Annotated in this window: 17 protein-coding genes; 7 read left to right on the top strand and 10 right to left on the bottom strand. The window is 70.8% G+C overall.

Annotated features, from left to right (window positions below):
• Positions 1 to 10 precede the first annotated feature (10 nt).
• The 3 genes from ABD810_RS07760 to ABD810_RS07750 all read right to left on the bottom strand — a co-directional run bounded on the left by ABD810_RS07760 (position 11) and on the right by ABD810_RS07750 (position 2,822).
• Entirely contained in the window at positions 11 to 310 is a 300-nt protein-coding gene (locus ABD810_RS07760; protein ID WP_114029376.1) for a DUF4193 domain-containing protein, read from the bottom strand.
• A gap of 275 nt (positions 311 to 585) precedes the next feature.
• Positions 586 to 1,962, bottom strand: coding sequence for a sensor histidine kinase (locus tag ABD810_RS07755; protein WP_425566877.1), 1,377 nt, complete (start codon positions 1,960 to 1,962; stop codon positions 586 to 588).
• A 206-nt stretch (positions 1,963 to 2,168) separates the two neighbouring features.
• Positions 2,169 to 2,822 (bottom strand): response regulator transcription factor, encoded by a 654-nt coding sequence (locus ABD810_RS07750; RefSeq protein ID WP_344937540.1) that lies wholly within the window; start codon positions 2,820 to 2,822, stop codon positions 2,169 to 2,171.
• A 327-nt stretch (positions 2,823 to 3,149) separates the two neighbouring features.
• Here ABD810_RS07750 and ABD810_RS07745 point away from each other — a divergent pair, with 327 nt between their 5' ends.
• On the top strand, positions 3,150 to 3,314 hold the full coding sequence (locus tag ABD810_RS07745) for a hypothetical protein (RefSeq protein WP_344936126.1): 165 nt from the start codon (positions 3,150 to 3,152) through the stop codon (positions 3,312 to 3,314).
• A 67-nt stretch (positions 3,315 to 3,381) separates the two neighbouring features.
• On the opposite strand, the gene ABD810_RS07740 is transcribed toward ABD810_RS07745, so the two are convergent.
• Positions 3,382 to 4,182 (bottom strand): inositol monophosphatase family protein, encoded by an 801-nt coding sequence (locus tag ABD810_RS07740; RefSeq protein WP_344936124.1) that lies wholly within the window; start codon positions 4,180 to 4,182, stop codon positions 3,382 to 3,384.
• Complete coding sequence (locus ABD810_RS07735) at positions 4,179 to 6,122, bottom strand: prolyl oligopeptidase family serine peptidase (RefSeq protein WP_344936121.1); 1,944 nt, start codon at positions 6,120 to 6,122, stop codon at positions 4,179 to 4,181. The genes ABD810_RS07740 and ABD810_RS07735 overlap by 4 nt, the downstream gene beginning before the upstream one ends.
• A 111-nt stretch (positions 6,123 to 6,233) precedes the next feature.
• Here ABD810_RS07735 and ABD810_RS07730 point away from each other — a divergent pair, with 111 nt between their 5' ends.
• Positions 6,234 to 7,196, top strand: coding sequence for a ferrochelatase (locus ABD810_RS07730; protein WP_344936118.1), 963 nt, complete (start codon positions 6,234 to 6,236; stop codon positions 7,194 to 7,196).
• 36 nt (positions 7,197 to 7,232) lie between these two features.
• Here ABD810_RS07730 and ABD810_RS07725 read toward each other — a convergent pair whose 3' ends face one another.
• A complete protein-coding gene (locus ABD810_RS07725; protein WP_344936115.1) occupies positions 7,233 to 8,504 on the bottom strand; it encodes a lytic transglycosylase domain-containing protein in 1,272 nt (423 codons plus the stop codon).
• 203 nt (positions 8,505 to 8,707) lie between these two features.
• Here ABD810_RS07725 and ABD810_RS07720 point away from each other — a divergent pair, with 203 nt between their 5' ends.
• On the top strand, positions 8,708 to 9,892 hold the full coding sequence (locus ABD810_RS07720) for an MFS transporter (protein ID WP_344936113.1): 1,185 nt from the start codon (positions 8,708 to 8,710) through the stop codon (positions 9,890 to 9,892).
• A 78-nt stretch (positions 9,893 to 9,970) separates the two neighbouring features.
• Positions 9,971 to 11,251 carry a D-arabinono-1,4-lactone oxidase gene (locus ABD810_RS07715; RefSeq protein WP_344936111.1) on the top strand — a complete coding sequence of 427 codons (1,281 nt, stop codon included), beginning with the start codon at positions 9,971 to 9,973 and terminating at the stop codon, positions 11,249 to 11,251.
• A 15-nt stretch (positions 11,252 to 11,266) separates the two neighbouring features.
• Here the strand turns inward: ABD810_RS07715 and ABD810_RS07710 are convergent, their stop codons facing one another.
• Positions 11,267 to 12,124, bottom strand: a complete 858-nt coding sequence (locus tag ABD810_RS07710; RefSeq protein ID WP_344936109.1) for a hypothetical protein — start codon at positions 12,122 to 12,124, stop codon at positions 11,267 to 11,269.
• A gap of 684 nt (positions 12,125 to 12,808) precedes the next feature.
• Here ABD810_RS07710 and sepH point away from each other — a divergent pair.
• Positions 12,809 to 15,514, top strand: a complete 2,706-nt coding sequence (gene sepH, locus ABD810_RS07705; RefSeq protein WP_344936106.1) for a septation protein SepH — start codon at positions 12,809 to 12,811, stop codon at positions 15,512 to 15,514.
• Between the two features lie 209 nt (positions 15,515 to 15,723).
• On the opposite strand, the gene ABD810_RS07700 is transcribed toward sepH, so the two are convergent.
• Positions 15,724 to 17,451, bottom strand: coding sequence for a PH domain-containing protein (locus ABD810_RS07700; RefSeq protein ID WP_344936104.1), 1,728 nt, complete (start codon positions 17,449 to 17,451; stop codon positions 15,724 to 15,726).
• Positions 17,452 to 17,665: 214 nt separating this feature from the next.
• A complete protein-coding gene (locus ABD810_RS07695; RefSeq protein WP_344936102.1) occupies positions 17,666 to 18,181 on the bottom strand; it encodes a PH domain-containing protein in 516 nt (171 codons plus the stop codon).
• A 471-nt stretch (positions 18,182 to 18,652) separates the two neighbouring features.
• Here ABD810_RS07695 and ABD810_RS07690 point away from each other — a divergent pair, with 471 nt between their 5' ends.
• Positions 18,653 to 19,627: an ATP-binding cassette domain-containing protein gene (locus ABD810_RS07690; protein WP_344936100.1), complete on the top strand. Its 975-nt coding sequence runs from the start codon at positions 18,653 to 18,655 to the stop codon at positions 19,625 to 19,627.
• Positions 19,624 to 20,436, top strand: coding sequence for an ABC transporter permease (locus tag ABD810_RS07685; protein WP_344936098.1), 813 nt, complete (start codon positions 19,624 to 19,626; stop codon positions 20,434 to 20,436). The genes ABD810_RS07690 and ABD810_RS07685 overlap by 4 nt, the downstream gene beginning before the upstream one ends.
• A gap of 45 nt (positions 20,437 to 20,481) precedes the next feature.
• On the opposite strand, the gene ABD810_RS07680 is transcribed toward ABD810_RS07685, so the two are convergent.
• The gene (locus ABD810_RS07680; protein WP_344936096.1) at positions 20,482 to 24,186 is read right to left on the bottom strand and encodes an AfsR/SARP family transcriptional regulator; all 3,705 of its coding nucleotides are present in this window, start codon (positions 24,184 to 24,186) and stop codon (positions 20,482 to 20,484) included.
• Positions 24,187 to 24,310 lie beyond the last annotated feature (124 nt).

The following is a 24,310-nucleotide window of genomic DNA, read 5'->3' as shown; positions in this document are numbered from 1 at the left end:
TCCCAGGGTCTCAGGCAGCGCATTCGCGGCAGATCTGCTGCCCGCCCTTGTCGGAGGCGAGCTGGCTACGGTGATGCACCAGGAAGCAACGCGAGCAGGTGAACTCGTCCGCCTGCCTGGGAATCACCCGGAGCGAAAGCTCCTCGTTCGACAGATCCGCACCAGGAAGCTCAAGCGACTCGGCGAGATCGGTCTCGTCGATGTCTATGCTCCCAGAGGACTTGTCGGTCCGCCGGGCCTGAAGCTCCTGAAGGCTGTCTTCACTCAGGTCGTCGTCGGTCTTGCGCGGGCTGTCGTAATCGGTGGCCATTTGCGTATTCATCCCCCTCGTCTATTGCTTGCGCGTCGCGCGTCGCGCGTCTGTAACGTCTGGGCGGTCCATCTTGTGCCCGTATCTCTCGGGGAATTTTGCAATCGGTACCCCGTGGGAACGGTGAACGAACCTCCTAACACGTGAGGGCCTTGCCGCCTTCGCCGCCCGGTTAGCCAAATATGGCGAAAACCTAAGCATTGGCGACAGGACCCATCGTGTTCGACGGCACATCCAACCACATGTCTGGCGTGAACGAGACGCCCCCCGCCGTATCAACCCGCCGGAAGTCTCACCGTCATCACAAGCCCCCCGCCTTCCCGTGGCACCGCCTTCACGATCCCCTGATGGGCACGGACCACCGCACGCACGATGGACAACCCGAGCCCCGCACCGCGAGCCGATTCCACGCGGTCGGAGTTGAGGCGCCTGAACGGCTCGAACAGGTCGTCCACCTCGTACGCGGGAACGTGCGGCCCGGTGTTGGCCACCTGAACAACGGGAGTGCCGTCCACCATTCCCGTTCTGAGCCAGACCTCTCCCGATTCGGGGAGATTGTGTTTGATCGCGTTCTCCACGAGGTTGGCGACGAGGCGCTCGACCAGCACCGGATCGCCCATCGTGGGCGAGGGGCGAAGATCGGTGTGGACGGCGACCCCCGACTTCTCGGCGAAGGACGCGTGCTGCTCCACGACCGTCTGCCCGACGTCGCGCAGGTCGACGGGCTTGCGAACCGCAAGCTCGCGCTCGCTGCGGGCCAGCAGCAGCAGGCCCTCGATCAGGTGCTCGTTCCTGGCGTTGGTCCCAAGCAGTGTGCGGCCCAGCACCTTCAGGTCCTCCGAGGCGTGCGGGTCGCCCAGCGCGACCTCCAGCACGGTGCGGTTGATCGCCAGCGGCGTGCGCAACTCGTGGGAGGCGTTGTCCACGAAACGCCGCTGCGCGTCGAAGGCGCGGTTGAGCCGGGTGAGCATGGCGTCGAAGGTGTCGGCCAGCTCCTTGATCTCGTCGTCCGGGCCCTGCAGGTCGATGCGCTCGTGCGCGAGCGAGGTCTCCGACAGCCGCCGGGCCGTGGTGGTCATCTTCTGGATCGGCCGCAGCGCCCGGTCGGCGACGAAGTACCCGAAGAGCAGAGCCAGGATGCCCACCCCGCCCAGCGCCAGCAGCGACCGCGTCAGCAGCTGGGCCCGGGCCGCGATGACGGTGTCGTGCCGGAACGAGTCCCACCTGTCGTTGATCATGGTCGTGAGGCCCGAGGGAAAGTCGTCGGGCACCTGGAACGGCAGCGGCGGCCAGGAGTCGTAGACGGCCTTGCCGACGAAGGAGTAGATCACGAAGACCAGAAGCGCTCCGGCCGCGAAGAACAGGGCGCCGTAGGTGAGCGTCAGCCGTACCCGGATGCTCATCCGCCCGGACATCTCACGCACCCGCGCCAGCAGGTGGTGGGCGACCGGGGCGGGGGCGACGGGCGGCGGGCCGTCCCACGCGGGAGGCCCGCTGGGCGGCGGTGGCGGCGTCTTCGGGCGGAACAGCCTGCGCGGGCTCTCGACGGTGAGCTGCTCGCTCCTCCAGGCGCCTCCCGGCGATCCGGCCGCGACGGCGCCGACCCGCGAGCCCGCGAACTCGGCGGAGGCCTTCGTGCCGGCGGACCGCATGGGACCGCGTGTGTCACCGGCCGTCGCGGACCTGGCCGAGCCTCGTGAACCCGCAGGACCCGCAGGATCGGCCGGATCTCCTTGATCGCCGCCCTCGTCCGGCCTGCCCGCGCCGGTCGCGGCGCCCGGGGGGACGATCATCGGCTTGGGCGAGGAGAAGGTCGGCCTCCCGGCGGCGCCCCCGGCCTCAGGATCGCGTTCCTCGCTCACAGCTTGTATCCCACTCCCGGCACGGTCTCGATCACCGCCGGCTCGCCCAGCTTCTTGCGCAGGGTCATCATGGTGACCCTCACCACGTTGGTGAACGGATCGATGTTCTCGTCCCACGCCTTGTCCAGCAGATCTTCCTGGCTGACCACGGCGCCCTCGGCCCGCATCAGCTCCTCCAGCACCGCGAACTCCTTCTTGGTGAGCGCGACCTCGACGTCGTCCCTGGTCACCAGGCGCTTGCCCGGGTCGAGACGTATGCCGGAACGCTCGAGCACCGGCGGCAGCGCCGGGGCGGACCTGCGCCCGAGCGCCCGTACGCGCGCCACGAGCTCCATGAACGCGAACGGCTTGGCGAGGTAGTCGTCGGCGCCCAGCTCCAGGCCCTCGACCTTGTCGTCCACCTCCCCCGAGGCGGTCAGCATCAGGATGCGCGTGGCCGTACGCTGCGCCACCAGCCGGCGGCACACCTCGTCGCCGTGGATCTTCGGCAGGTCACGGTCGAGCACGACCACGTCGTAGTCGATGTATCCGGTGCGCTCCAGGGCCCCCGCGCCGTCGTAGGCCACGTCCACCGCCATCGCCTCGCGGCGCAGCCCTGTCGCGATCGCGTCCGCGAGCACCCGCTCATCCTCCACCACAAGCACCCGCACGGCCCCTGGCACCTCCTGTAGTCCCGATCCGGCGCGATCGGCCACGTTTCCCGGCCCCGAAGCGACGCCTGGTCGCCACTGGCCGGGCAGCACAGCTCGCAGGCTCATTCTTGCCACATTTGGCTTAAGCGCATGGTAAGCACTCGCCGCCAGTGCGGCGGACGGGTGACATAAAGCACACCGCGGACATACGGCCTTCGTGGTTTAAGAGCGACAACCAGATGGGTAGACACGCAAGACCCACTCCCACGGCCGGGGAAGATTCTGTGCTCTCCCCAGGCTGTACGTGGCACCACTGCTCCTTCGCCCCTCGAGAAAGAAGGTGAGATGGGCGAGTTCACCACAACGATCGAACACCGGCTCGACCAGGCCTACAAGGGCCTCCAGGAGGCGCGCACCAGCGGCGACGACTTCCTCGCCGACACTCTCACCGCGGAGATAGAGGACCTGCGCCGGATCGCCGTCGACAACGGCGTCGCCATCCAGCCCTGACCAGCCTCATTCGACGACGTAGGTACCCATCCGATCCTTCCGGATGGGTACCTACGTCGTCTCTGTCCTAGGCGTCACGCTCCGGGTCCAGGGGGACCAGCAGGTCGTGGAGGTCCTGGAACAGGGCGGGCGCCGCGCACAGCGTCAGGTCCGGGTTGTACGGCCGGCCGCGCAGCCCGCCGATCCTCGCCCCCGCCTCGGTGGCGATCAGGCCGCCCGCGGCGAAGTCCCAGTACTGCGGACCCCGCTCGTAGTAGCCGTCCACCCGTCCCGCCGCCACCGAGCAGAGATCGGCCGCGCACGACCCGCCCCTGCGGATGTCGCGCACTTTGGGCAGCACGTGCGTGAGCACCTCGGCCTGCACGGCCCGCCGTCCCGGCAGGTAACCGAACCCGGTGGCGATCAGGGCCTGCGAGAGCGGCACCCCGGTGGTGCAGCTCAGCCGCTCCGCCGGAAGGCCCTGCCTGAACAGCTCCGCGCCGCCGCCCTTGCCCGCGGCGAACAACTCGCCGCGCGGCACCACGTTCACCACGCCGGCGACGATCTCGCCGTCGACCTCGACCGCGATGCTCACCGCCCAGTCGGGCAGGCCGTACATGAAGTTGACGGTCCCGTCCACGGGGTCGACGATCCAGCGCACGCGGCCCTGTCCGGTCTCGCCGCCCTCCTCCCCGAGGAACGCGTCGCCGGGCCTGGCGGCCTGGACCCGTGCCCTGATCAGCTCCTCCGAGGCCCGGTCCAGCGCGGTGACCACGTCGGTCCGGCTGGACTTGGTCTCGACCACCTCCGGCCGGGCGGGGCGCTCGGCCAGCAGCATGTCCCCCGCCTCGCGTGCGATGCTCACGGCCAGATCGAGCAGGTCGGTCATGCCACCGACTCCGGGCGCTTCCATTCCTCGCCGAGCACGTGCTGGCCGAGGAAGGCGAGCACGGTCTCGTACCAGGCGACCACGTTGCCCGGCTTGAGTATCCAGTGGTTCTCGTCCGGGAAGTACAGGAACTTCGACTCCACGGACGATCTGCGGAGGTCCCACCAGAGCCGTAGCGCCTCGCCGATCGGCACGCGGTAGTCCTTGTCGCCGTGGATGACCAGCATCGGTGTGCTGATGTCCTCCAGCCAGTGGTGCGGCGACAGCACGCGGTAGCGGTCGGAGCCTTGCGGGCCGAACTCCCGCTGCCAGTAGTGCGCCGAGTCCGTCGTCCCGGCGAACTGCTCCAGGCTCCACAGGGACGCGTGGGTGACGATCGCCCGGAACCGGTCGGTGTGGCCCGCCATCCAGTTGGCCATGTACCCGCCGAACGAGCCGCCCATGACGGCGGTGCGCTCGGCGTCGACGTCGGGCCGGGCGACGGCCGCGTCGGTGATCGCCATCAGGTCGGCGTGCGTGCGGGGACCCCAGACGCCCCAGCCGCGCTGGATCATGTCCTGGCCGTAGCCGGTGGACAGGCAGGGGTCGGGCATGAGGACGGCGTAGCCGTGCTCGGCCATGATCCAGGGGTTCCACCGCCACGACCAGTCGGTCCAGCTCGCGAGGGGCCCGCCGTGGATCCACAGCAGCAGCGGCACCGGATTGTCCGCGGAGGCGCCCGGGGGGAGCGCGAGCCAGCCCCTGATCTCCACGCCGTCGTCGGCGACGGCGGTCACCTCGGTCAGCGTTCCCGGGATGCCCACCGCCGGTGCCGGCGACGGCAGCTCGGTGACCTCCCCGCCGTCGAGCGTGATGCGAACGGGGGTGGCGGGGCCGGCGACCGAGCTGCGCAGCGCGTACAGGTAGCGGCCGTCGGGCGAGGGGCACGGTTCGAGATAGGCGGCGTCGTCCGGCGTGAGCCGTTCCGGGTCGCCCGTGAGGCCCACACGGAAGATCGGACGGCGTCCGTGGTCGTCGGCCGCCACGTACAGGGACTGCGAGTCGGCGGCCCACACGGTCGCCGACGGCGCCAGATCGGTGGTGCGCGGCGCGCCCTCTCCGGTGGCGAGGTCGACGATCCACAGCGCGAACTCGACGGCCCGATCCTCGGTGGCGTGCCGCTCGCGCCAGCAGGCGATGTGGCGCCCGTCGGGCGAGTAGGAGACGGGCCCGGAGAAGTCGTGCTCGTCGGAGGCGGCCAGCACGCGGCGCTCGCCCGTCGCGGTGTCGATCTCCACAAGCTCGGATCGCGAGCCTCCGGCCGGCAGCTCCATCACCCACATGCTGGCGACCGAGGAGCCGTCGGGGGACACCCCGAAGCTCGCCTCCACCAGAGCCCCTCCCGGATCGGGGGTCAGGTCGCGCGGCTCGGTCAGGCCGGGAAGGCCGGCGGCGAACAGCCGCGGCCGGCCAGGGCCGAGATCGCGGTCCCAGAAGCGGATCGGGTAGCCCTCGTGCAGGATCGCGCTGATCCCGGCGTCCTTCCTTGACTTGCGCCGGTCCGCCTCGGTGGCGGCCTCACCGTCGAGCACGTCGGCGTGGAAGACGACCGTGTCGCCGCCGACCTGGAGCCCCCCGATGCCTCCCGGCCTGTCCACCAGCCTGTACGCCTCGCCGCCCCTGGCGGGAAGCGTCCACAGCCCCGGCATCTCGTCCTCTGGCTGGTCCTTCACCGCGGGGTCGGGCCGTTGCGACACGAACAACAGGTCCCCGTTGGGGGCGAACTCGACGCCGGACTCGCCCTTCGCCGAGCGGGTCAGCCGGTGCGGCTCGCCGCCGGGCTCGATGGGCACATCCCAGATCGAGGTGCCGTAGGACTTCCCGTCGGGATTGAGCGACTGGACGACGGAGACCAGGCGGGATCCGTCAGGAGAGAGCCGCAGCGACAGCAGACGCGGCACGCCGACAAATTCACGAATGTCCTTAAATAGGCTCACTTCTCCGAACCTACATCCAGCGGCTCTCCGGCCCCTAGCGGCCCGCACTCCCTCGGATGGGGTTGGATGGGTGGCATGGCACGTTACGACGCGTTGCTGGTCGTCTCCTTCGGCGGCCCCGAGAAGCCCGAAGACGTGATGCCGTTCCTGGAGAACGTCGTCCGGGGCAGGGGGGTGCCTCGCGAGCGCCTCCTGGAGGTCGAGGCCCACTACCAGGGCGTCGGCGGGGTCAGCCCGATCAACCAGCAGTGCCGCGATCTGATCACCGCCCTGCGGCCGGAGGTCGACCTGCCGATCTACTGGGGCAACCGCAACTGGCATCCCTTCCTGGCCGACACGCTCCAGAAGATGGCCGCCGACGGCGTCACGCGGGCGGCGGCGTTCATCACCGCGGCCTACAGCTCCTATTCGAGCTGCCGGCAGTACCTCGACGACATCGCCCAGGCCAGGGCCAAGGTTCCCGGCGCGCCCGAGATCGTCCGGCTGCGCCACTACTTCGACCATCCCGGTTTCATCGCCGCCATGATCGACCACACTCGCGAGGCGCTCGACCGGCTCCCCGAGGAGGACCGCGACCACGCCCGGCTCGTGTTCACCGCCCACAGCATCCCGGTCTCCATGGCCGCCTCCTCGGGGCCGTCCGGCGGGGCGTACGAGGCCCAGTTGCGCGCCGCGGCCTCCCTGGTCGCGGGCGACCGGCCGTGGGACCTGGTCTGGCAGAGCCGCAGCGGGCCGCCGCAGGTGCCGTGGCTGGAGCCCGACGTGTGCGACCACCTGGCCACACTGCACGCGGCGGGCACCGAGGCCGTGGTCCTGGTGCCCATCGGGTTCGTCTCCGACCACATGGAGGTGGTCTACGACCTCGACACCGAGGCCGCGGGCGTCGCGCGCGATCTCGGCATGCGGCTCACCCGTGCGGCGACGGCCGGCACCCATCCGCGGTTCGTGTCCATGGTCCGCGAGCTGCTGGAGGAGCCTGAGCCGCTGCCCTGCGCCGCCACCTGCTGCCCCGCGCCACGGCCGCGCGGCGCGTCCTAGGTCACGTCTTCGGCAGGGCGCGGGGCGCCGGCCGGCTCACGAGTAGGCGTGGGCGTAGGCGTCGGCGATGCCCAGCACCTTGTTGACGTAGTCCCAGGAGTGGTTGTAGCGGTAGACCGCCGAGCGGAGCTTGGCGCCCCCGAGGCCCGCGCCGTTGGCGCACAGGTAACGCGCGGCGGAGGGCACCGCGTCGTACGCGCTCCAGATGTCCGCCTTGCCGTCCCCGTCGCCGTCGACCCCGTACGCCTTCCACGTGGCGGGCATGAACTGCATCGGGCCGAGCGCGCCCGCCGACGAGGGGCCGTTGTTGCGGCCGTGGCCGCTCTCCACCTGCCCGATCGCGGCCAGCACGGTCCAGGAGAGCCCGGGGCAGACGCCCGCGGAGATCTTGTACAGGTCGAGGAAGCTGGCTGGCCGCCCGACCAGGGAGGAGCCGGGCCGTCCGACCGCGACCGGTCGCGTCGCGCTCGGACGGGCCACCGGCACCGGCGGCCTGACCGTCCGTTTGGCGCCGATCACCACGATCTGCGCTCCCCGGCCCAGCAGCCGCTTGATCCGCGGGCTCACGACCGCCGCCTTGCCCGCCGGGGTGTGGACCAGGACGGCGACGCCGGGGATCAGGCCGAGGCCACGGCCGACCTCCTTGGTCACCAGCCCGTCGACGCCCGGCAGGCCGAACGGCGCGGACGCGGCGACCCGGAGCCTGGAGCCGGTTCCCGCCGGGTACTCGCCGCCCAGTTTCAGCATGTACCGCCCGGCGGTCTTGGACTCCGCGATGAACTCCCCGCGCGCCAGCGCGTTCCACACTTCCGGCTCCGCGGCCACGGCCTTGGGCGCCCACGGGCGGAACTCCGCCGGGTCGACCGCGAGCAGGTTCAGCGTGGCCGCCGAGAACCGGACCGCTCCCCCATCGGCCACGGTGACCTTGGTCACGTTCTCCAGCGTGGTGATCCTGCGCAGCGTCGCAGGGCCGATCGGCCTGCGGGCGATGGCGATCAACCTGGGCGGGGTGGTCCTCGGCGGGCGTCCCTCGGGGGACGCCGGGGTGCTCGCCGAGGGGGAAGGGCCCGCGGTGGGCGCCTTGGACGGCACCGTCGCCGGAGCGCCCGACCCGGACGGGAAAGGCGACGAGGGCGGGGAAGCGGAGTCGGACGGAGCCGGGAGCGGGGACACCGGCGCGGTCAGGTCACGGACGTTCGCCAGGGGGGTGCGCACCGCGCCGGACCGTGCGCCCGCCGGGTCGCGGGTGACCAGGAACGCACCGCCGGCGGCGGCGCCGAGGACGATGAGGAGAGCGAGCCCCGTCATGACGGCACGTGTCGGCACGAGCCGCGGACGATGGGACACTTGACCCACGTTAGACCCAGGAATCCTGATTCGTGTACGTTGCCCGGATATCACTTGCCGCCCCAGCGAGAGGTGCGCCAGGGTGAAAAGGGACTGTTCGACGCGTACCGGGGGTGCGCGAAAGGGGCGAGATCGTGGTCGGGCCGTATAGAGGGCTCTTCAGCATGCCCGGCACCAAAGGCTTCGTCATCGCGGGATTCGTCGGGCGTATGCCGATGTCGATGCTGGGCATCGGCATCGTTCTGCTCATCTCAACCCTTACCGGCTCGTACGCGACCGCGGGAGCGATCTCGGCGACCGTCGCCATCGCCTTCGCCGTCGCGGCCCCGCTGTCCGGACGGCTGGTGGACAGGTTCGGTCAGGCCAGAGTACTGGTTCCGCTGGTCTTCCTGCACGGTGCCGCGCTGATCGCGATGATGCTGTTCGCCGAGTACGAGGCGCCGATCTGGACCCTGTTCGCCTCGGGCGTGGTCGTCGGCGGGGCCGCCACCTCGCTCGGCTCGATGGTCCGGGCCCGCTGGTCGCACCTGCTCGGCGGCTCGGCCCAGCTCCACACGGCCTTCTCCTTCGAGTCCGTGGCCGACGAGGTCATCTTCGTCGCCGGGCCGGCCCTGGTCACCGGCCTCACGACCATGGTGAACCTCTACGCCGGCCTGATCGTCGCGCTCGTCTGCACGGTGATCGGAACCGTGGCCTTCGCCTTGCAGCGCAGGACCGAGCCCCCCGCGCGGCCGGCCATGGCGGAGGCGGGAAGCCCGATCATGATCCCAGGGGTCGCGCTGCTGTCCTGCGTGTTCCTGGCGATGGGCGCGGTGTTCGGCTCCGTCGACCTGATCACGGTGGCCTTCGCCGAGGACAACGGCGCCAAGGCCGCGTCGGGCCTGCTGCTCGGGGCCTTCGCCGGCGGCAGCATGGTCTCCGGGCTCTGGTACGGACTGCGGCAGTGGCGGATCTCGCTGCGCCACCGATTCGTCCGCGGCCTGGGGGTGTTCGCCATCGGGCTGACCCCGATCCTGGTCATCGCGGACACCAAGGTCATGGCGGTCGGCCTGTTCTTCGCCGGTCTGGCGATCTCGCCGACCATCATCACCGGCTACGCGCTCATCGAACGGCTTGTCCCCGCGCACCTGATGACCGAGGGAATGTCATGGATCTCCACCGCCGTCGGGTTCGGCGTGGCGCTCGGCGCGTGGGCCGGAGGGCGGCTGACCGACTCGTTCGGCGCGTCCAACGCGTACGCCTTCTCGATCGTCTCCGCGCTGCTGGCCGTGGCGATCGGCGTCGGCGGCAGCACCTGGCTCCGTACCCCTGAGACCGACGCGCCCGGGGCCCACTCCGCGGCGACGTGAGGCCTCCCGCGCCGTGGCCATCATGAGCTTTGTTCATGTATGGCCAATCCGCCTGGTTGGTGATTATCGTGCTCGGACATGAGCGCCGTCTTCCGGAACTGGGCGGGAAACCAGTCCATCACCCCTGCCGAGGTCCGCGTCCCCGCCTCGGCCGCCGATGTGGCGCAAGCGGTACGGGACGCCGCCGCGCGAGGGCTGCGGGTCCGCATGGCGGGCACCGGCCACTCGTTCACCGGCGTGGCGCTCACCGACGGCATCCTGCTGCGGCCGTACGCGCTGACGGGCGTCCAGGAGGCCGGTGACGGGCGGGTACGGGTGGCGGCCGGCACCCCGCTGCGCGTGCTCAACCAGGAGCTGGACCGGCGCGGCCTCGCGCTCGCCAACATGGGCGACATCACCGAGCAGACCGTGGCGGGTGCCATCCAGACCGGCACCCACGGCACCGGCAGGGAGATCGGCGGGCTCGCCGACCAGGTCACCGAGCTGGAGATGGTCCTGGCCGACGGGTCGATCACCACGGTGTCGGAGGGCGAGCTGTTCGACGCCGCCCGCGTCGGCCTCGGCGCGCTCGGGATCCTGACGGCGGTGACCTTCAGGGTCGAGCCGGCGTTCCTGCTGCGCAACGTCAGGCGGCCGATGCCCTTCAGCGAGATCCTCACCTCGCTGGACGAGATCACCGGCCAGAACGAGCACCTGGACTTCTTCTGGCTGCCGCACACCGACACCTGCCTGACCAAGCGCAACAACCGGTCGACCGGCCCGGCCGCGCCGCCGAGCGCCTTCAGGCACTGGCTCGACAACGTCTTGCTGGAGAACACCCTCTTCGGCGCCCTCTGCGCGGTCGGCCGGCGGTTCCCCCAGGCCATCCCCACCCTGAACGGGATCTCCGCGAGCGCGCTGACCTCCTCCGAGTACACCGACAAGGCGTACAAGGTCTTCACCAGCGTGCGGAAGGTGCGCTTCCTGGAGATGGAGTACGCCGTCCCGCGCGAGCGCCTCGGGCAGGCCCTGCGCGAGACACGCGACCTGCTGGACCTGCGGGACTGGCGGATCACCTTCCCCATCGAGGTGCGGGTCACCCCGGCGAGCGACGCGTGGCTGTCCACCGCCTACGGCAGGGAGTCGGCGTACATCGCCTGCCACATCTACCGGCCGACCCCCCACCCTGCCTACTTCGAAGGGGTCGAGGAGATCATGACCCGGCTCTCCGGGCGGCCCCACTGGGGAAAGCTCCACACCCGCGACGCCGCCTACCTGTCCACCGTCTATCCCCGCTTCGGTGACTTCGTGGCGCTGCGGGACAAGCTCGACCCGCAGCGCCTCTTCTCCAACGACCACCTGGACGTCGTGCTGGGCTGACCGGCCGCGTACCCCTTATTCGCCTGAGGTGCCGCTCTGTCCGTCACCCGGGTTCTGGGTGCCCGTGTCCGCGGTCGGCGCCACGCTGGCGTCGCCCGAGCTCTGCGGTGCCGGCGTCGCCGACGGAGCGGCCGGCTCCTCGGAGTTCGCCGGGGTGGGCTGGACCTGCTGGGACGGGCTCGCCGATCCCTTGGGGCGAGGGCTGGAGTCGCCCGCCGGGGTGGACGGTACGGGCGTGGGGGGCGCAGGCTCGTCGACCTTCCCGCCCAAACTGGTGCCCGAACCCTCCTGACCGTGGACGGTGGCGGCCAGGGGCTTGCCGCTGAGCAGTTCGAACGCCAGGATGCCGCCCATGCTCAGCGCGAAGGTGGCCACCGTGGCGACGATCAACGTCACCCAGAGCGGTCTGGGCGCGCCCTCCCGCCTTAACGGCGGCGTCTCGGCCGTCTCGGGATGCAGCGGAGTGGCGTCGGTGACGGTGGGCGGCAGGTCCGCGGGACCGTGGTCCCGTATGGTGGCGTGCACCGCCGTGGCCAGCCCCTCCTCACCTGGATGGGCGGCGGCCGTCTCCTCCTCCAGCGCCTCCCGTTCCCGCTGCCCGGTGATCAGACCGTGGGCCTCCTTGAGCCGGTCGCGGGTCCGCTTCAGATAGTGCGTGTAGACGGCGTTGCCCACCGTGGTGGCCGCGCTCGCCGCCGCGGCCCCGATGACCGTGCCGGTGACTCCGAGGAACGACGCCGCGACGGCCGCCGTGGCCGCCGCCAGAGCGCTGCCCGCGATCTGCGGAGCGCTGAGGTCCAATCCTTCCTTGCCGCCCATACCTGAGATCAGTCCCTTCTCGCAGTGGCGGTCGTCCGGCACATCGAGAGGCACCCCATCCATGGCCGGATCGGGGTACCACCGCATCACCTCTATCCGGGATGCCGGGAGATGAACATCTTTTTCCTTTTCCTCCGGCTTGGGGGTGGCGGAAATTGGGCGCGGCCCGGCCTCACCTCCGCCGCCCACCCCGCCGGACCTGCCGGGCCTCGCTTCCCCGTCCATCAGGACGCCTTCGAATCCATACCGATTTCTTTTGCCGCCCGGATCCCGCCGGCCCATCCCGGTCGCCACCCGTTACACGGCCGTCGCCCTACGGATCCGCCGGGGAGCGCACCGGCGCCTGTGCCACCGCGTCTTCACGGTCGCGGGGGGCCGGACGGTCCTTCGCGCCCTGTGCTGGAACACCCCGGGATTCGTGCCCTGACATCGGGATAAGCGGCGCGGCGTGGGGTAATCATCCGAGGTCCGAGCCTTTCTCAGGCCTCTTGGGTGAAGTGGAGGGCGGCGGCGGGCGTGATTCGCGAGAATCCGTCCAGGACGCCTAACCCGTTTGCTGCATATGGAGCAGCCGATAGATAGGGTGAAAGCGACATATATAACCGCCTCTCATCGCTTCCCACGCCTCCCAGGAAGGCGATGTTCGGACATGCCGGGTACGGTGCTGGCAGGTAACCGGCTCACGCGAGAGACTCAAGGGTCCGGGGGAAGATTGAGCACGACGACGAAGGGACTCGCATGCAGGAGCTCCGACTCGTCGCGGTGAGCGAGGACGGAACATACCTTGTGCTGGCTACGGCCGGCCGGGGTACACGGTTCACGCTTCCCGTCGACGAACGGCTCCGAGCGGCGGTCCGCGGCAACTTCTCCCGTCTCGGTCAGTACGAGATCGAAGTGGAGAGTCCGTTGCGCCCCAAGGAGATCCAGGCCCGCATACGTGCCGGGGAGACCGCGGAGGAGATCGCCGCCACCGCGGGTATCCCGGTCGAGCGTGTCCGCTGGTTCGAGGGACCCGTGCTGCAGGAACGCGAGTACACCGCGCAACAGGCGCAGCGTGTCGCCGTGCGCCTGCCCGGCGAGTCCACCCCGGGGCCCACCCTCGGCGAGCTGGTCACCGAGCGGCTGAGCCGCCGGGGCGTCCCCAGCGACGAGATCGACTGGGACTCCTGCAAGCGCGACGACGGCTTGTGGCGCATCAAGCTGGGCTTCGTGTGGAACGGTCACACGCGCCACGCCGAATGGCTGTTCGACCTCAGGCGCCGCCACGTCACCCCGTACGACGACGAGGCGCTGCGCCTCTCGGCGGCCGAGTACGTCGAGCCGGACGACGACGCCACGGTCACGCCGTTCGTGCCCCGGCTCGCCGCCAAGCTCGCCCCTGTCCCGGCGATCCCCGTCGAGGCGCCCACGACCCTGCCCGGAGTCGCACGGCACGAGCCCGTCGCGCGAAGCCATCACGAGCCCGTCGGGCGAAGCCATCACGAGCCCGCGCGGCCTGACCGCCCGGACCCCCGCGACCTGCCCGAGCCCGCCGAACCCGCCGCCTTCCGCCAGGACCCCACGCCCCTACGCGGCCCCGACCCCACCCCCCGGCACCTCGCCGACCCCACTACACACCACGGGCAGGTAGCGGACTCCGTCGCGCCGCACAGGCACGTAGCGGACTCCGTCGCGCAGCACAGGCAGGCCGGTGACTCAAGTCCCCAGCACAGGCAGGCCGGTGACTCCGCACCGGCCGGTCGGCAGGCGGCGGAGTACTCATCTGGCACTGCCGCCAGGCCCGCGCCGGAGCGTGGCCCTCGGCCGACGTTCGAGCCCGCCGTGCACCAGACCTACGAGCGCGCCCCCCAGCCCACCTTCCAACCGGCCGGCCACCCCGCTCCCGAACCACCGGCACGCCACACCGCCGACCAACCGGCACGCCACGCCCCCGAGCCGGCGGCCACCCAGGCCCCTGCTCCCCATCAGCGGGACGAGCATTTCTCCGAGCAGACCCACAATGCTCCCGAGCAGGCCCAGAATGCTCCCGAGCAGGGCCACCACATCTCCGAGCAGACCCACAATGCTCCCGAGCAGGCCCACCACATCTCCGAGCAGCGTCACCACTCTCCCGAGCAGTCCCAGGTTGCTCGCGAGCAGGTCCACGGCACTACTACGCAGGCCCACGGCACTTCCGGGCCCGCGGCGGCCTACGACGCTCCTGCTTCCGCTGCCGCTCCCCGTCAGTCGGCCGAGCCCGAGTTCGACCGCGCGCCCGCGGCGCCGGACGCCCCTGCCCCCACGCGGGAGGCACGCCAGTCCACCGCCCATCCGGAAGCCGCCACGTCCGAGAGCGCCGAACGCCCGCAGGTGGCCGCGTCTGACACGTCGGCTCACAACGCCGAGGCGCCTCTCCAGGCGGCCACGAGCCAGATGACGACCGAGGCCGGTTCCGAGGCTGCGACGGCTTCCGGAGCCGACACCGACTACGAGGTGGCGCGAGCTGCGGCGGCAGGGCCCGAGGCGATGCCCGCTTCACCCGCGTCTGCGCCCCGCACCGATGTCACCAAGGCCCTCGAAACCGACCCTCAGGGCGACGCCACTTCCCCAGCCAGGAACGCCGCGTCCGCCCCGTCCGACGACGCCACCGCCACTCCGGTACGCGCCACCGCGCCCGCCGCGACCAGCGACGGCCCGCCCGCCCCGGCGAACGAGAGTGCGCCCGCCCCGGCGAACAACGGCATACCCGTCCCGACGAGCGACGGTATGCCCGCCACAGCGAGCCATGGTGTGTCCACTCCGGCGCATGACGGCGTGTCCACTCCGGCGAGCGACGGTGCGTCCGCTCCTGCCGCCCGGGTCACATCCGCACCGGCGGCCGAGCCGAAGCCTCAGGTAGCGGCCGCGTCGCAGACACAGGCCGGACAGCCTCAGCCCACCCGACCCGAAGCCCAGACCACCCAGCCTCAGGGAACAACGCCCGAGGCCCGGACCACCCAGCCTCAGCCCACCCGACCCGAAGCCCAGGCCGACCAGCCTCAGGCCACAAGGCCCGAGGCGCGGGCCGCGCAGGCTCCGGTGTCCGAGGAGACCCGTACCGGTCAGGCCGTGGCCAAGCCTCCCCAGGCGAAGCCGGCACGACCGGCGGCCCCCACGGCCCGGCCCGCCGGGCAGCCTGTCAAGAAGGGTCAAGCGGCAGCCAAGAAGGCGGAGGAGGCCGAAGAGGCACCCGTCGCCGTGCCCGCCGCCCGTACAAGCGGCGAGAAGCCCGAACGGGCCGTCACGGCTGCCGAGCCGGACAAGGTCGACCAGCCAGAAAAGCCGGAGAAGGAGGCGAAGGTCGCCGAGCCGGCCATTCCTCCGCAGGCGAAGCCCGCCCGGCCCGCGCGCAAGGGAGGCCGGGGCCGCCGCGCCTCGGTCCCGACCTGGGACGAAATCATGTTCGGAGCCCGCCGCCAGGACTGAGCCCCGTCCCCTGAGCTCCGGGCATTCCTGGAGCTTCACCGCCCCACTCCCCACCGCCCCGGCGCCGAATCCAAACACACCACACCGACGGAAGCGGTAACCGCAGCGGACGCCACTCCCCCACCCGCTACAAGATCGCGAGACAGGACTTGGCACGGCGTCCACGGGTCGGGGAGGGGGTGGCGTCGGGGTTCGTACGGGGGTGTGGGTTAGGGGGACTTGGTGGTGAAGGGGGTGATCCATTCGGGGGTTACTTCGGCGGCGAAGTGGACGCCCTGGTCCTCGCCCGTGTCGATGGCGGCGTAGCCGCCGCTGCCCGCGCCGACGCCCGCGATCACGCTGAGCACTCCCGAGCGGCGTTGGAACCAGGTCTGGCGAATCGTCCAGCCGACCACGGCCCGGCGCTCCACCACCGCCTGTGTCCGGGGCAGCGACCCCGAACGGACCGACAGCCGCACACCGTCGTACGAATGGCCGAGCGACCGGTAGCGGTCCAGCCCCAGCGGAACGCCCAGGGCCGCCACGATCAGCGCGAGCGTGCCGATCCAGGCCCAGCCGAGCAGGAAGGCCGCGACGGCCACAGCGGCACCCGGAGCGACGGCCCGGAAAAGGCGCCTTCGCCGGGCCTGGACCGGATGAGGCCGCAGCCGGTTCTCGAACGGCCCGATCACCTCGGCCGCCAGCTTCATCGCGAATGCTCGCGGGGCGACGGGCAGCAACTGCCCTCTCGTGCGTGAATCACCGAGGCCTGTGACGATCGCCCACAACCGCACGACCTTCGCCCGCCGCTCCAGTACACCGTCGGCGATCTCGTAGCCCCGGATCCTGCGGTGCTCCAGTGACACGCTGCGCCGTGTGACCAGCCCCCGCTCGGCGACGAGGGAGGAGTCGCGGCGGCGGAGCGTGAAGTTCCAGTTGAAGATGGCGTACATGACGGCGCCTGCCACCGGCATGGTCAGCACCAGGATGACGCCGACGACGATCAGCAGGATCGGCCGGTGCCACAGCCACTCGCCCACGGTGATGGCCACGCGCTCGCTGAGGCCCAACCCGCTTCCCCACTGGAAGGCCAGGCCGATCGCACCACTCACCAGCACGAAGGGAGTGAGCAGGAACGCTCCGGACAGCGGCCCGTACATCAGCCACTTCCAGGGCACTCGCACGTAGACCCGGTCCTCCACGGCGGTGGCCGGGGCGCGGCCTGCGACGGGTCCGGCGGCGGCACCGGACTCCGCCCCCGCCCTCGCGGCGTGGCCGAGGCCGGGCCGGACGTCCCGGGCGCGCCGCAACAGGACCTCGCGCAGCCGCTCCGCCTCGGGAAGGGGAACGCCGTCAAGCTCTCCCTCCTGCTTCTCACCGCCCCCGGCTCCCGTGTCGACGCGTACGACGGCGAGGCCGAAAAGACGGTGGAGGGGCGGCGTCGTCACGTCGACACCCCGGATGCGTTCGAGGGGAATGGTCCTGACCGAGCGGCTGATCAGCGACCGCGTCAGCTCAAGCCGGTCACCGGCGATCTGGTAGGTGAAGGTGGCCCAGCGCACGGCGGCGTACCCGATCGAACCCACGATCGCGAGCATCGCCCAGACGAACGACGACGGCGAGAACCCGCCCACGAAGAGCACACCGGCCAAGGGCAGGAACAGCGAGGGCAGCATCCGCACGGGATCGATCAGCACCACCAGCGGGCTGAGCCGTGACGGCGCGACGCCCGTCGCCCACCTGTCCTGCTCCCCGGGCGGCCGTTCCGGCGTACGCCCGTCCAGGAACCCGGGCTGTCCCGGCTCACGGGACTGAGGAGGCACGCCACCGGCCGTCCACGCGTCCGGCCCAGCGTCCGGGCGCGGCCCAGGACCGGTCTGTGGGGGTCCAGCGGCGTCGTGCCCGCTGGACGGCCCAGATGGCTCCGCCCTGCCGGGAACGCCAGGATCCTCGGTCATGCCACATCGTCCTTATGTACAGGAGCGCGACGGGTGGAACCTGGGTCCTCGGTCATGTGGTCGCCCCTTTGATCACGAACGAGGTAGGCGGCGCCGAAGTCCGCGATCACCTGACCGCCCTTTTGTCCACAAGTCAGGCGGGCCGCGCCAGAGTCCGCGGCCATCGGGTCGTCCCGCTGATCAGGAACGAGGTGGGCGGTGCCGGGGGCTGTGGTCATGTCGCGTCGTCTCTTAGTTCGTGGGCGCGGTGGGCGAGGTCTTCCGCCAGACGGGCGGCCACGCCGACGTCGAGGCCCTTGATCGACGAGGAGCCGGCGTACGAGGCCGTGCGGATCTCGACGGTGGCGAGGCCCAGCAGCCGCTCGAGCCAGCCCTGGTCCTTGTCGACCGTCTGGATGCGGCTGACCGGGACGAAGACCCATTGCCGGCTGAACCATCCCGATCGCGCGTAGACGACGTCACCGGACAGCTCCCAGCGATGGACGGCATAGCGCCACAGCGGCTCGATGACGACGAACGGAAGCTCCACGACGGCTATCGCCACCGGCAACCACCAGATGCGCTCGGAAATCCACGACGGCACCCACGACCAGCCGGCGCCGGCGATCCAGGACGCCGCCAGTGCCGACCCCCCGACGAGCAGCAGGAAACCGAACAGTGCTTCCAGCAGCCACAGTGTGATCGCGCGGCGCGATACCCGATGAGCGGGGTCACGCAGGGGAGCTGTCACCTCATCAGACTAACTAGATCGCCGCGTTCGGCGGCACCGAGCCCGTCCCCGCATGACGAGCCGAGAACACTTCATCCGGAGCCGGCCCGACGCGGCTTTCCGAGATCACCGCCGCTGCTCCCTCCGTGTGCCGCTTCACAGTCCGCATCGAGATACGCGATCCAGCTCAGGATCCGCGGTCCACATCGAAATGCGTAGTCCAGCTTGATCCGCACTCCGCATCGGGATCCACAGTCCAACTGCTGGACCCGCGATCCGCATCGGGATCCACAGTCCAGCTTGATCCGCGGTCCGCTTCGGGATCCGCAGTTCACCTCGGGTTCCGTCCCTGTCAGCGATTTGTCAGCCGCCGTCGGCCGCCGGCGATGGTGGGTCAGAGAAATGTCAGTGTCATGGAGGAGACTTGGGCTCAGTCACCCGGACCGCGAGCCGCGCGTGACCATCAGCACACCCACTGAAGGAGTTGAAGTCATGCGATATGCGGTCCAGGCGGAAGGTCTGGTGAAGCACTATGGCGAGACGCGGGCATTGGACGGTGTGGACCTTGTTGTCCCGGAGGGCCGGCTGCTCGGAGTTCTTGGGCCGAACGGCGCGGGGAAGACCACCGCCGTGCGGATCCTCGCGACCCTTCTGCGGCCCGACGCGGGCCATGCCACCGTGGGCGGGTTCGACGTCACCAAGGAGGCGCACAAGGTTCGCTCCCTGATCGGCCTCACGGGGCAGTACGCCGCAGTCGACGAGACGCTGACCGGCGTTGAGAACCTCGTGATGATCGGGCGGCTGCTCGGCCTCACCCGTGCGCAGTCCAAGGGACGGGCCGGCGAGCTGCTGTCGCGTTTCGACCTCAGTGATGCGGGGGGCAGGGCCGCCAAGACCTATTCCGGTGGCATGCGCCGCCGGCTCGACCTCGCGGCGAGCCTGGTCGGGCGGCCCCAGGTCCTGTTCCTCGACGAGCCCACCACGGGCCTCGACCCGCGCAGCCGCACCGATCTGTGGGATGTCGTGCGTGGTCTGATGGCCGACGGCGTGACCGTGCTGCTCACCACGCAGTATCTCCAGGAGGCCGACGAGCTGGCCGACGACATCGTGGTGTTCGACCACGGCCGTGTCATCGCCTCGGGCACGTCCGATGAGCTGAAGGCCACCACGGGTGCCCAGGTGCTGCAGGTCAGGCCGGTCAACGGGGGCCACCTCGACATCGTCGCCGACGTGATGGCCGACATCATCGGCGACCGGCCCGACCTGACAGGCGGGCAGGCCACGGTGAACGTCAAGGACCTCACGGTCGTCCCCGCCATCGTGCGCCGTCTCGACGACCTGGGCGTCGTCGCGGCCGAGCTGAGCTTGCGCAAGTCCAGTCTCGACGAGGTGTTCCTGGCCCTCACCGGCCACCGCGCCGAGGATGAACCGGCTGTGGAAGCCGTCAAGGAAGAGGTGCCCGCGTGACCACCCTGACCGGGGCCGCGCCCGCGGCCGTCATCCCGGGTCGCATCGGCCCGGCCACCGCCCTGCGGCACACCATGACGCTCGCCTGGCGGAGTCTGGTGCAGATCAAGCACAACCCGATGGAACTGCTCGACCTGTCGGTTCAGCCGATCATGTTCCTGCTGCTGTTCACCTACGTGTTCGGTGGCGCCATCTCCGGTTCGACCAGCGAATACCTGCAGTTCTCGCTGCCGGGTCTCGTCGTGCAGAACATGCTGTTCGCCACGCTGACGACGGCGATCGGCCTCAGCACCGACATCACCAAGGGTGTGTTCGACCGGCTGCGCAGCCTGCCCATCGCCCGATCCGCGCCGCTCGCCGGGCGCATCGTCGCCGACACGCTTAAGCAGGTGTGGGCTTTCGCCCTGTTCGTCGGGCTCGGCGCCGTGCTCGGGTTCCGCATCCACACCGGCGTGGCCGGAGTTGTCGGCGCGCTCGCGCTGCTCCTGGGGTTCGCCCTGGCGATGTCATGGCTGTCCGTCCTCATCGGCCTCACGGCGTCCGAGCCGGAGAAGGTGCAGATCATCGCGTTCTCGGTGATGATGCCGCTCACCTTCACCTCCAACGCCTTCGTCCCCACCAAGACGCTGCCCGAGTGGCTGCAGAGATGGGTGGAGGTCAACCCGGTGACCCACCTGGCCGACGCGGTCCGCGGCCTGCTCAGCGGGGGCCCGGTCGCGTCCCACGCCACGATCTCGCTGATCTGGGCCGTCGCCATCGCGCTGGTCTTCGCGCCCCTGTCCCTGCGTGCCTTCCGCTCACGCGGCTGACCAGGCGAGGGGGCTACCGCTCACGCGGCTGACCAGGCGAGGGGGCTACCGCTCCGCGAGGTACTTCTCCGCAAGGGAGTCGATCTCCTCGCGCGACATGGATCGGCCGCGCTCGAAGCACCGGTGGTACTCCTCCGGGCCGAGCGCGGCCGTTGTCATTTCAGTGATCCGTACGTGGTCGTAGCCGATGACGTCGTCGATGCCGCGGAGGCGGGCCGCCGCCCCCAGCAGGGTCGCCGCCTTCGCGGCGTCCCCTTCGCACACGACCAGGCCGGCCAGTGCGATGAGCATGAGACCGAAGGCGGCGCCGTCATGGGCGTCCAGCGCCAGCCGCAGTGCCTCGGCGTGCGAGCGCCGCGCCGCTCGCAGGTCGCCTGCCTGCTCTTCGAGCAGTCCGAGAGAGGAGAGCAGCAGGGCGCGGAAATGCGCGGGGAAGACCGCCGGGTCCGTGGCGAGGCGGATCGCCTCTTCGTAGTGCAGTCTGGCGAGCCGGTGCTTCCCCTCCTCGCGGGCGAGGTCACCGCGCACACTGTGCACACCGGACTCCCCCATCCGGTCGCCCGCGGTCCGGCAGATGTCCAGCGCCTGGTCCAGCACCCTTTGCGCGCCGGCCCGGTCGCCGGAGGCGTTCAACGCCATGGCCAGGCGGGTGCGCATGTACGGGGTGTCCTCCACGGCACCGATCTCGTCGACCAGCGCGAGGGCCTCCTTGACGACCGCGATCGTCGTGGCGTCGTCTCCGCGGAGCGTGCTCACCTCCGCGAGGGCGCCCATGGCGGTGCCGACACCCCACCGGTCGCCCACGGCCCTGAAGCGGTCGAGTGCCCTGTGGACGTCGGCCTCGCCCTGGGCGATCTGCCCACGGTCGTAGTGGATGTGCGCACGTATGAGGTGGGCGGCGGCGACCACCCATGGATCGGGATCGTCGAAAAGCTCGGTCGCGAAGTGCTCGGGCTCGGGTGCGAGGTCCTGGAAGAGGCCCAGCACCGGCTCGGCGAGCGAGATCATCGCCGGCCATGGCCGCGGGACCGAGGCCCGGGCCAGGCGGACCCCTTTCAGCAGCACCACCTTGGAGTCGTGCCACTGGTTCGTACCGCCCGCCATGAGAATCCCGCAGACCGTAAGAGCGAGCGCCAGCATCCTGGGCTCGACACCGTCGGCGGCGCCTATGTCGGCCATGGCCGCATGGCCCAGAGGAGCATCGCCGTCCATGCCACCGGCGAACCCACCGATCGGACCGCCGGCGGCGACGCCGGGTGCGGCCGAGCCGGCGCCGGGAACCGCGCGGCCCGAAATGGCCGTGCCCGAAATGGCCGTCCCCGGAGCTACGGAGGTGCCGGCGCCCCCAGCGGTTTCGACAGTGCAGGGTGGGGGCGGGGTGAGGGCCCTGGGGGTGGTTACCAGGGCTATCACTTCGGCGGCGCGTTGGGCGCCCTCGGAGCGGCGGCCGGCGAGGAACCAGTACCACCCCAGCGCACCGACCAGGCGCAGCCCGAGATCGTGGTCCTGCGCACCGGCGGCCCAGCGCAGTGCGGCGGTGAGATTGTCGTGCTCGTCGGACAAGGTCGCGAGCCACCTCACCTGGTCGGCCCGGCGGAGCTCCGGTTCGGCCGTCTCGGCGAGACCTGTGAAGAACCGTGCGTGCGCGAGCCGTACGGGACGTTCCTCTCCCGACTCGCGCAGCCGTTCCATGGCGTACGCCCGGATGGTCTCCAGCATCCGGTAGCGCTCGTTGTCACAGATGACGAGGGATTTGTCGACGAGCCTGGCGAGGACGTCCAGCACCTGTTCCCGTGGCAGCCCTTCGCCGGAGCACACCGTCTCCACCGCGTCGAGCGTCGATCCGCCGGCGAAGGCCGCGAGCCTGCGCGCGAGCACCCGTTCGCGCTCGTCCAGCAGGTCCCAGCTCCATTCCACCACCGCTCGCAGGGTCTGGTGGCGCGGTAGCGCAGTACGGCTGCCGCCGGTCAGCAGGCGGAACCTGTCGTCGAGGCGGTCGGCGATCTGCGCGGCGGACAGCGTGCGCAGGCGGGCGGCGGCCAGTTCGATCGCGAGGGGCATGCCGTCCAGCTCGCGGCAGATGCGGGCGACCGCCACCGCGTCGCCGTCCACGACGTAGCCGGGGCGGGCCGTGGCGGCGCGGTCGGCGAACAGGTTCTGGGCGTGCTCGTGGTCGAGCGGCTGGACCGGCCAGAGTAACTCGCCGGTGATGCCGAGGGGCTCACGGCTGGTGGCGAGGATGCGTACGCCCGGGCACTCGGCCAGGATCCGGTCGGCGAGCCGCGCGGCGGCGTCGATCACGTGCTCGCAGTTGTCGAGGATGATCAGCTGCCGCCGCGAGCCGAGCCCGGCCACGAGCCGGGTGGTCAGATCGACCGACTCCGGGGGGACCGCGCCCGGCGGCCATACGGGTGCGCGGCGCGTGTCGCGCAGCCCCAGTGCGGCGAGCACCGCCTGCGGGACGCCTTGGGGGTCGCGGACCGGTGCCAGCTCGGCCATCCAGACGCCATCGGGCGTTTCGTCGGCCAATGCCTCGCCGGATTCGACGGCGAGCCTGGTCTTGCCCGCGCCTCCTGGCCCGAGCAGCGTGACCAGGCGATGTTTCGCCAGCATCGAACCGGTGTGCCGCACGTCCTTCTCCCGCCCGACGAAGCTGGTCAGCCGCGCGCGCAGATTGCCCTTCTTCCCACCCGGCACGTATACCCCCGGCGCCGGCTTCCCCCGCCCGGACGCGGACCCCTCCGATCGCCCGGACCCGCACCCGGATCCCTCCGATCGCCCGGACCCGGACCCGGATCCCTCCGTGAGACCGGACGCGGACCCGGATCCCTCCGTGAGACCGGACGCGGGCCCCTCTGTGTAACCGGACGCGGATCCCCGCGATCGCTCGAACCCGGACGCGGACCCCTCCGGTCGCCGCTGGTCGCGTTGGTGTGCCTCAGGGGGCGGGCCGGCTTGGGTGGGTGGGGATGGTTCGGGGGTGGTGGTGGGAAGGGGGGCTCCGCGCAGGATGGAGAGGTGGAGGGTGGCGAGTTCGGGTGAGGGGTCGGTGCCGAGCCGCTCGGCGAAGTCGGTACGTGCCGCCTCGTAGGCGGCGAGCGCCTCGACCTGACGCCCCGAGCCGTACAGCGCCCGCATGAGCTGCCCGCGCAGCCGCTCCCTGAGGGGATGGGCGGCGATCAGCGGGGAGAGCTCACCGGCCACCTCGGCGTAGGCCCCGAGCGACAGCCCGGCGTCGATCCGGTCCTCTATGGCGGCCAGGCGGAGCCCTTCGAGCCGGGCGATCTCCGCGTCCGCGGCCTCGACCCCGGCCAGATCGGCGAGTGCCGGCCCTCGCCAGAGGGCCAGCGCGTCCGTGAGAACCCGTCTGGCCTCGGCGGCGTCACCACGGGTGAGCGCCGCACGCCCCTCAGTGACAAGACGGACGAAACAGTAGGAATCAACTCGATCCAGAGATATAACCAACCGGTAACCTGACGTCTCGGCGGCCACCAGATCTCGGCCTAAAGACGCCCGCAGACGGGAGACCAGGGCCTGCAGCGCGTTGCCGACCGCGCTGGGTGGATCGCCGTCCCACACCCCCGAGACCAATATGGGAAAGGGCACCGTTTGTCCGGGACTGAGCAGCAGCAACGCGAGGAGCGTCCGCAGCCGCCGGCCACCGATGTCGATGCGGCCGCCGTCACGATCGACCTCCAGCGGGCCGAGCACGCGGAACGTCATGTGCGTGTCCGACTTCGCCCCGTCCATGCCTTGATTGTGGCTGATTCGAGCGCTTCACGCCGCCGCGCATTCGGTCGATGGGGTCAGCGCACCCTTCGGATCCGCGTAGCATCAGCGGGCATGGGGCAGCCGAGAAACTCCGTGCGCGATG

This window comes from Sphaerisporangium flaviroseum (genome assembly GCF_039537005.1).
In the GTDB taxonomy this organism is placed as follows: Bacteria; Actinomycetota; Actinomycetes; order Streptosporangiales; family Streptosporangiaceae; genus Sphaerisporangium; species Sphaerisporangium flaviroseum.
This window is presented reverse-complemented; position numbering and strand designations above follow the sequence as displayed.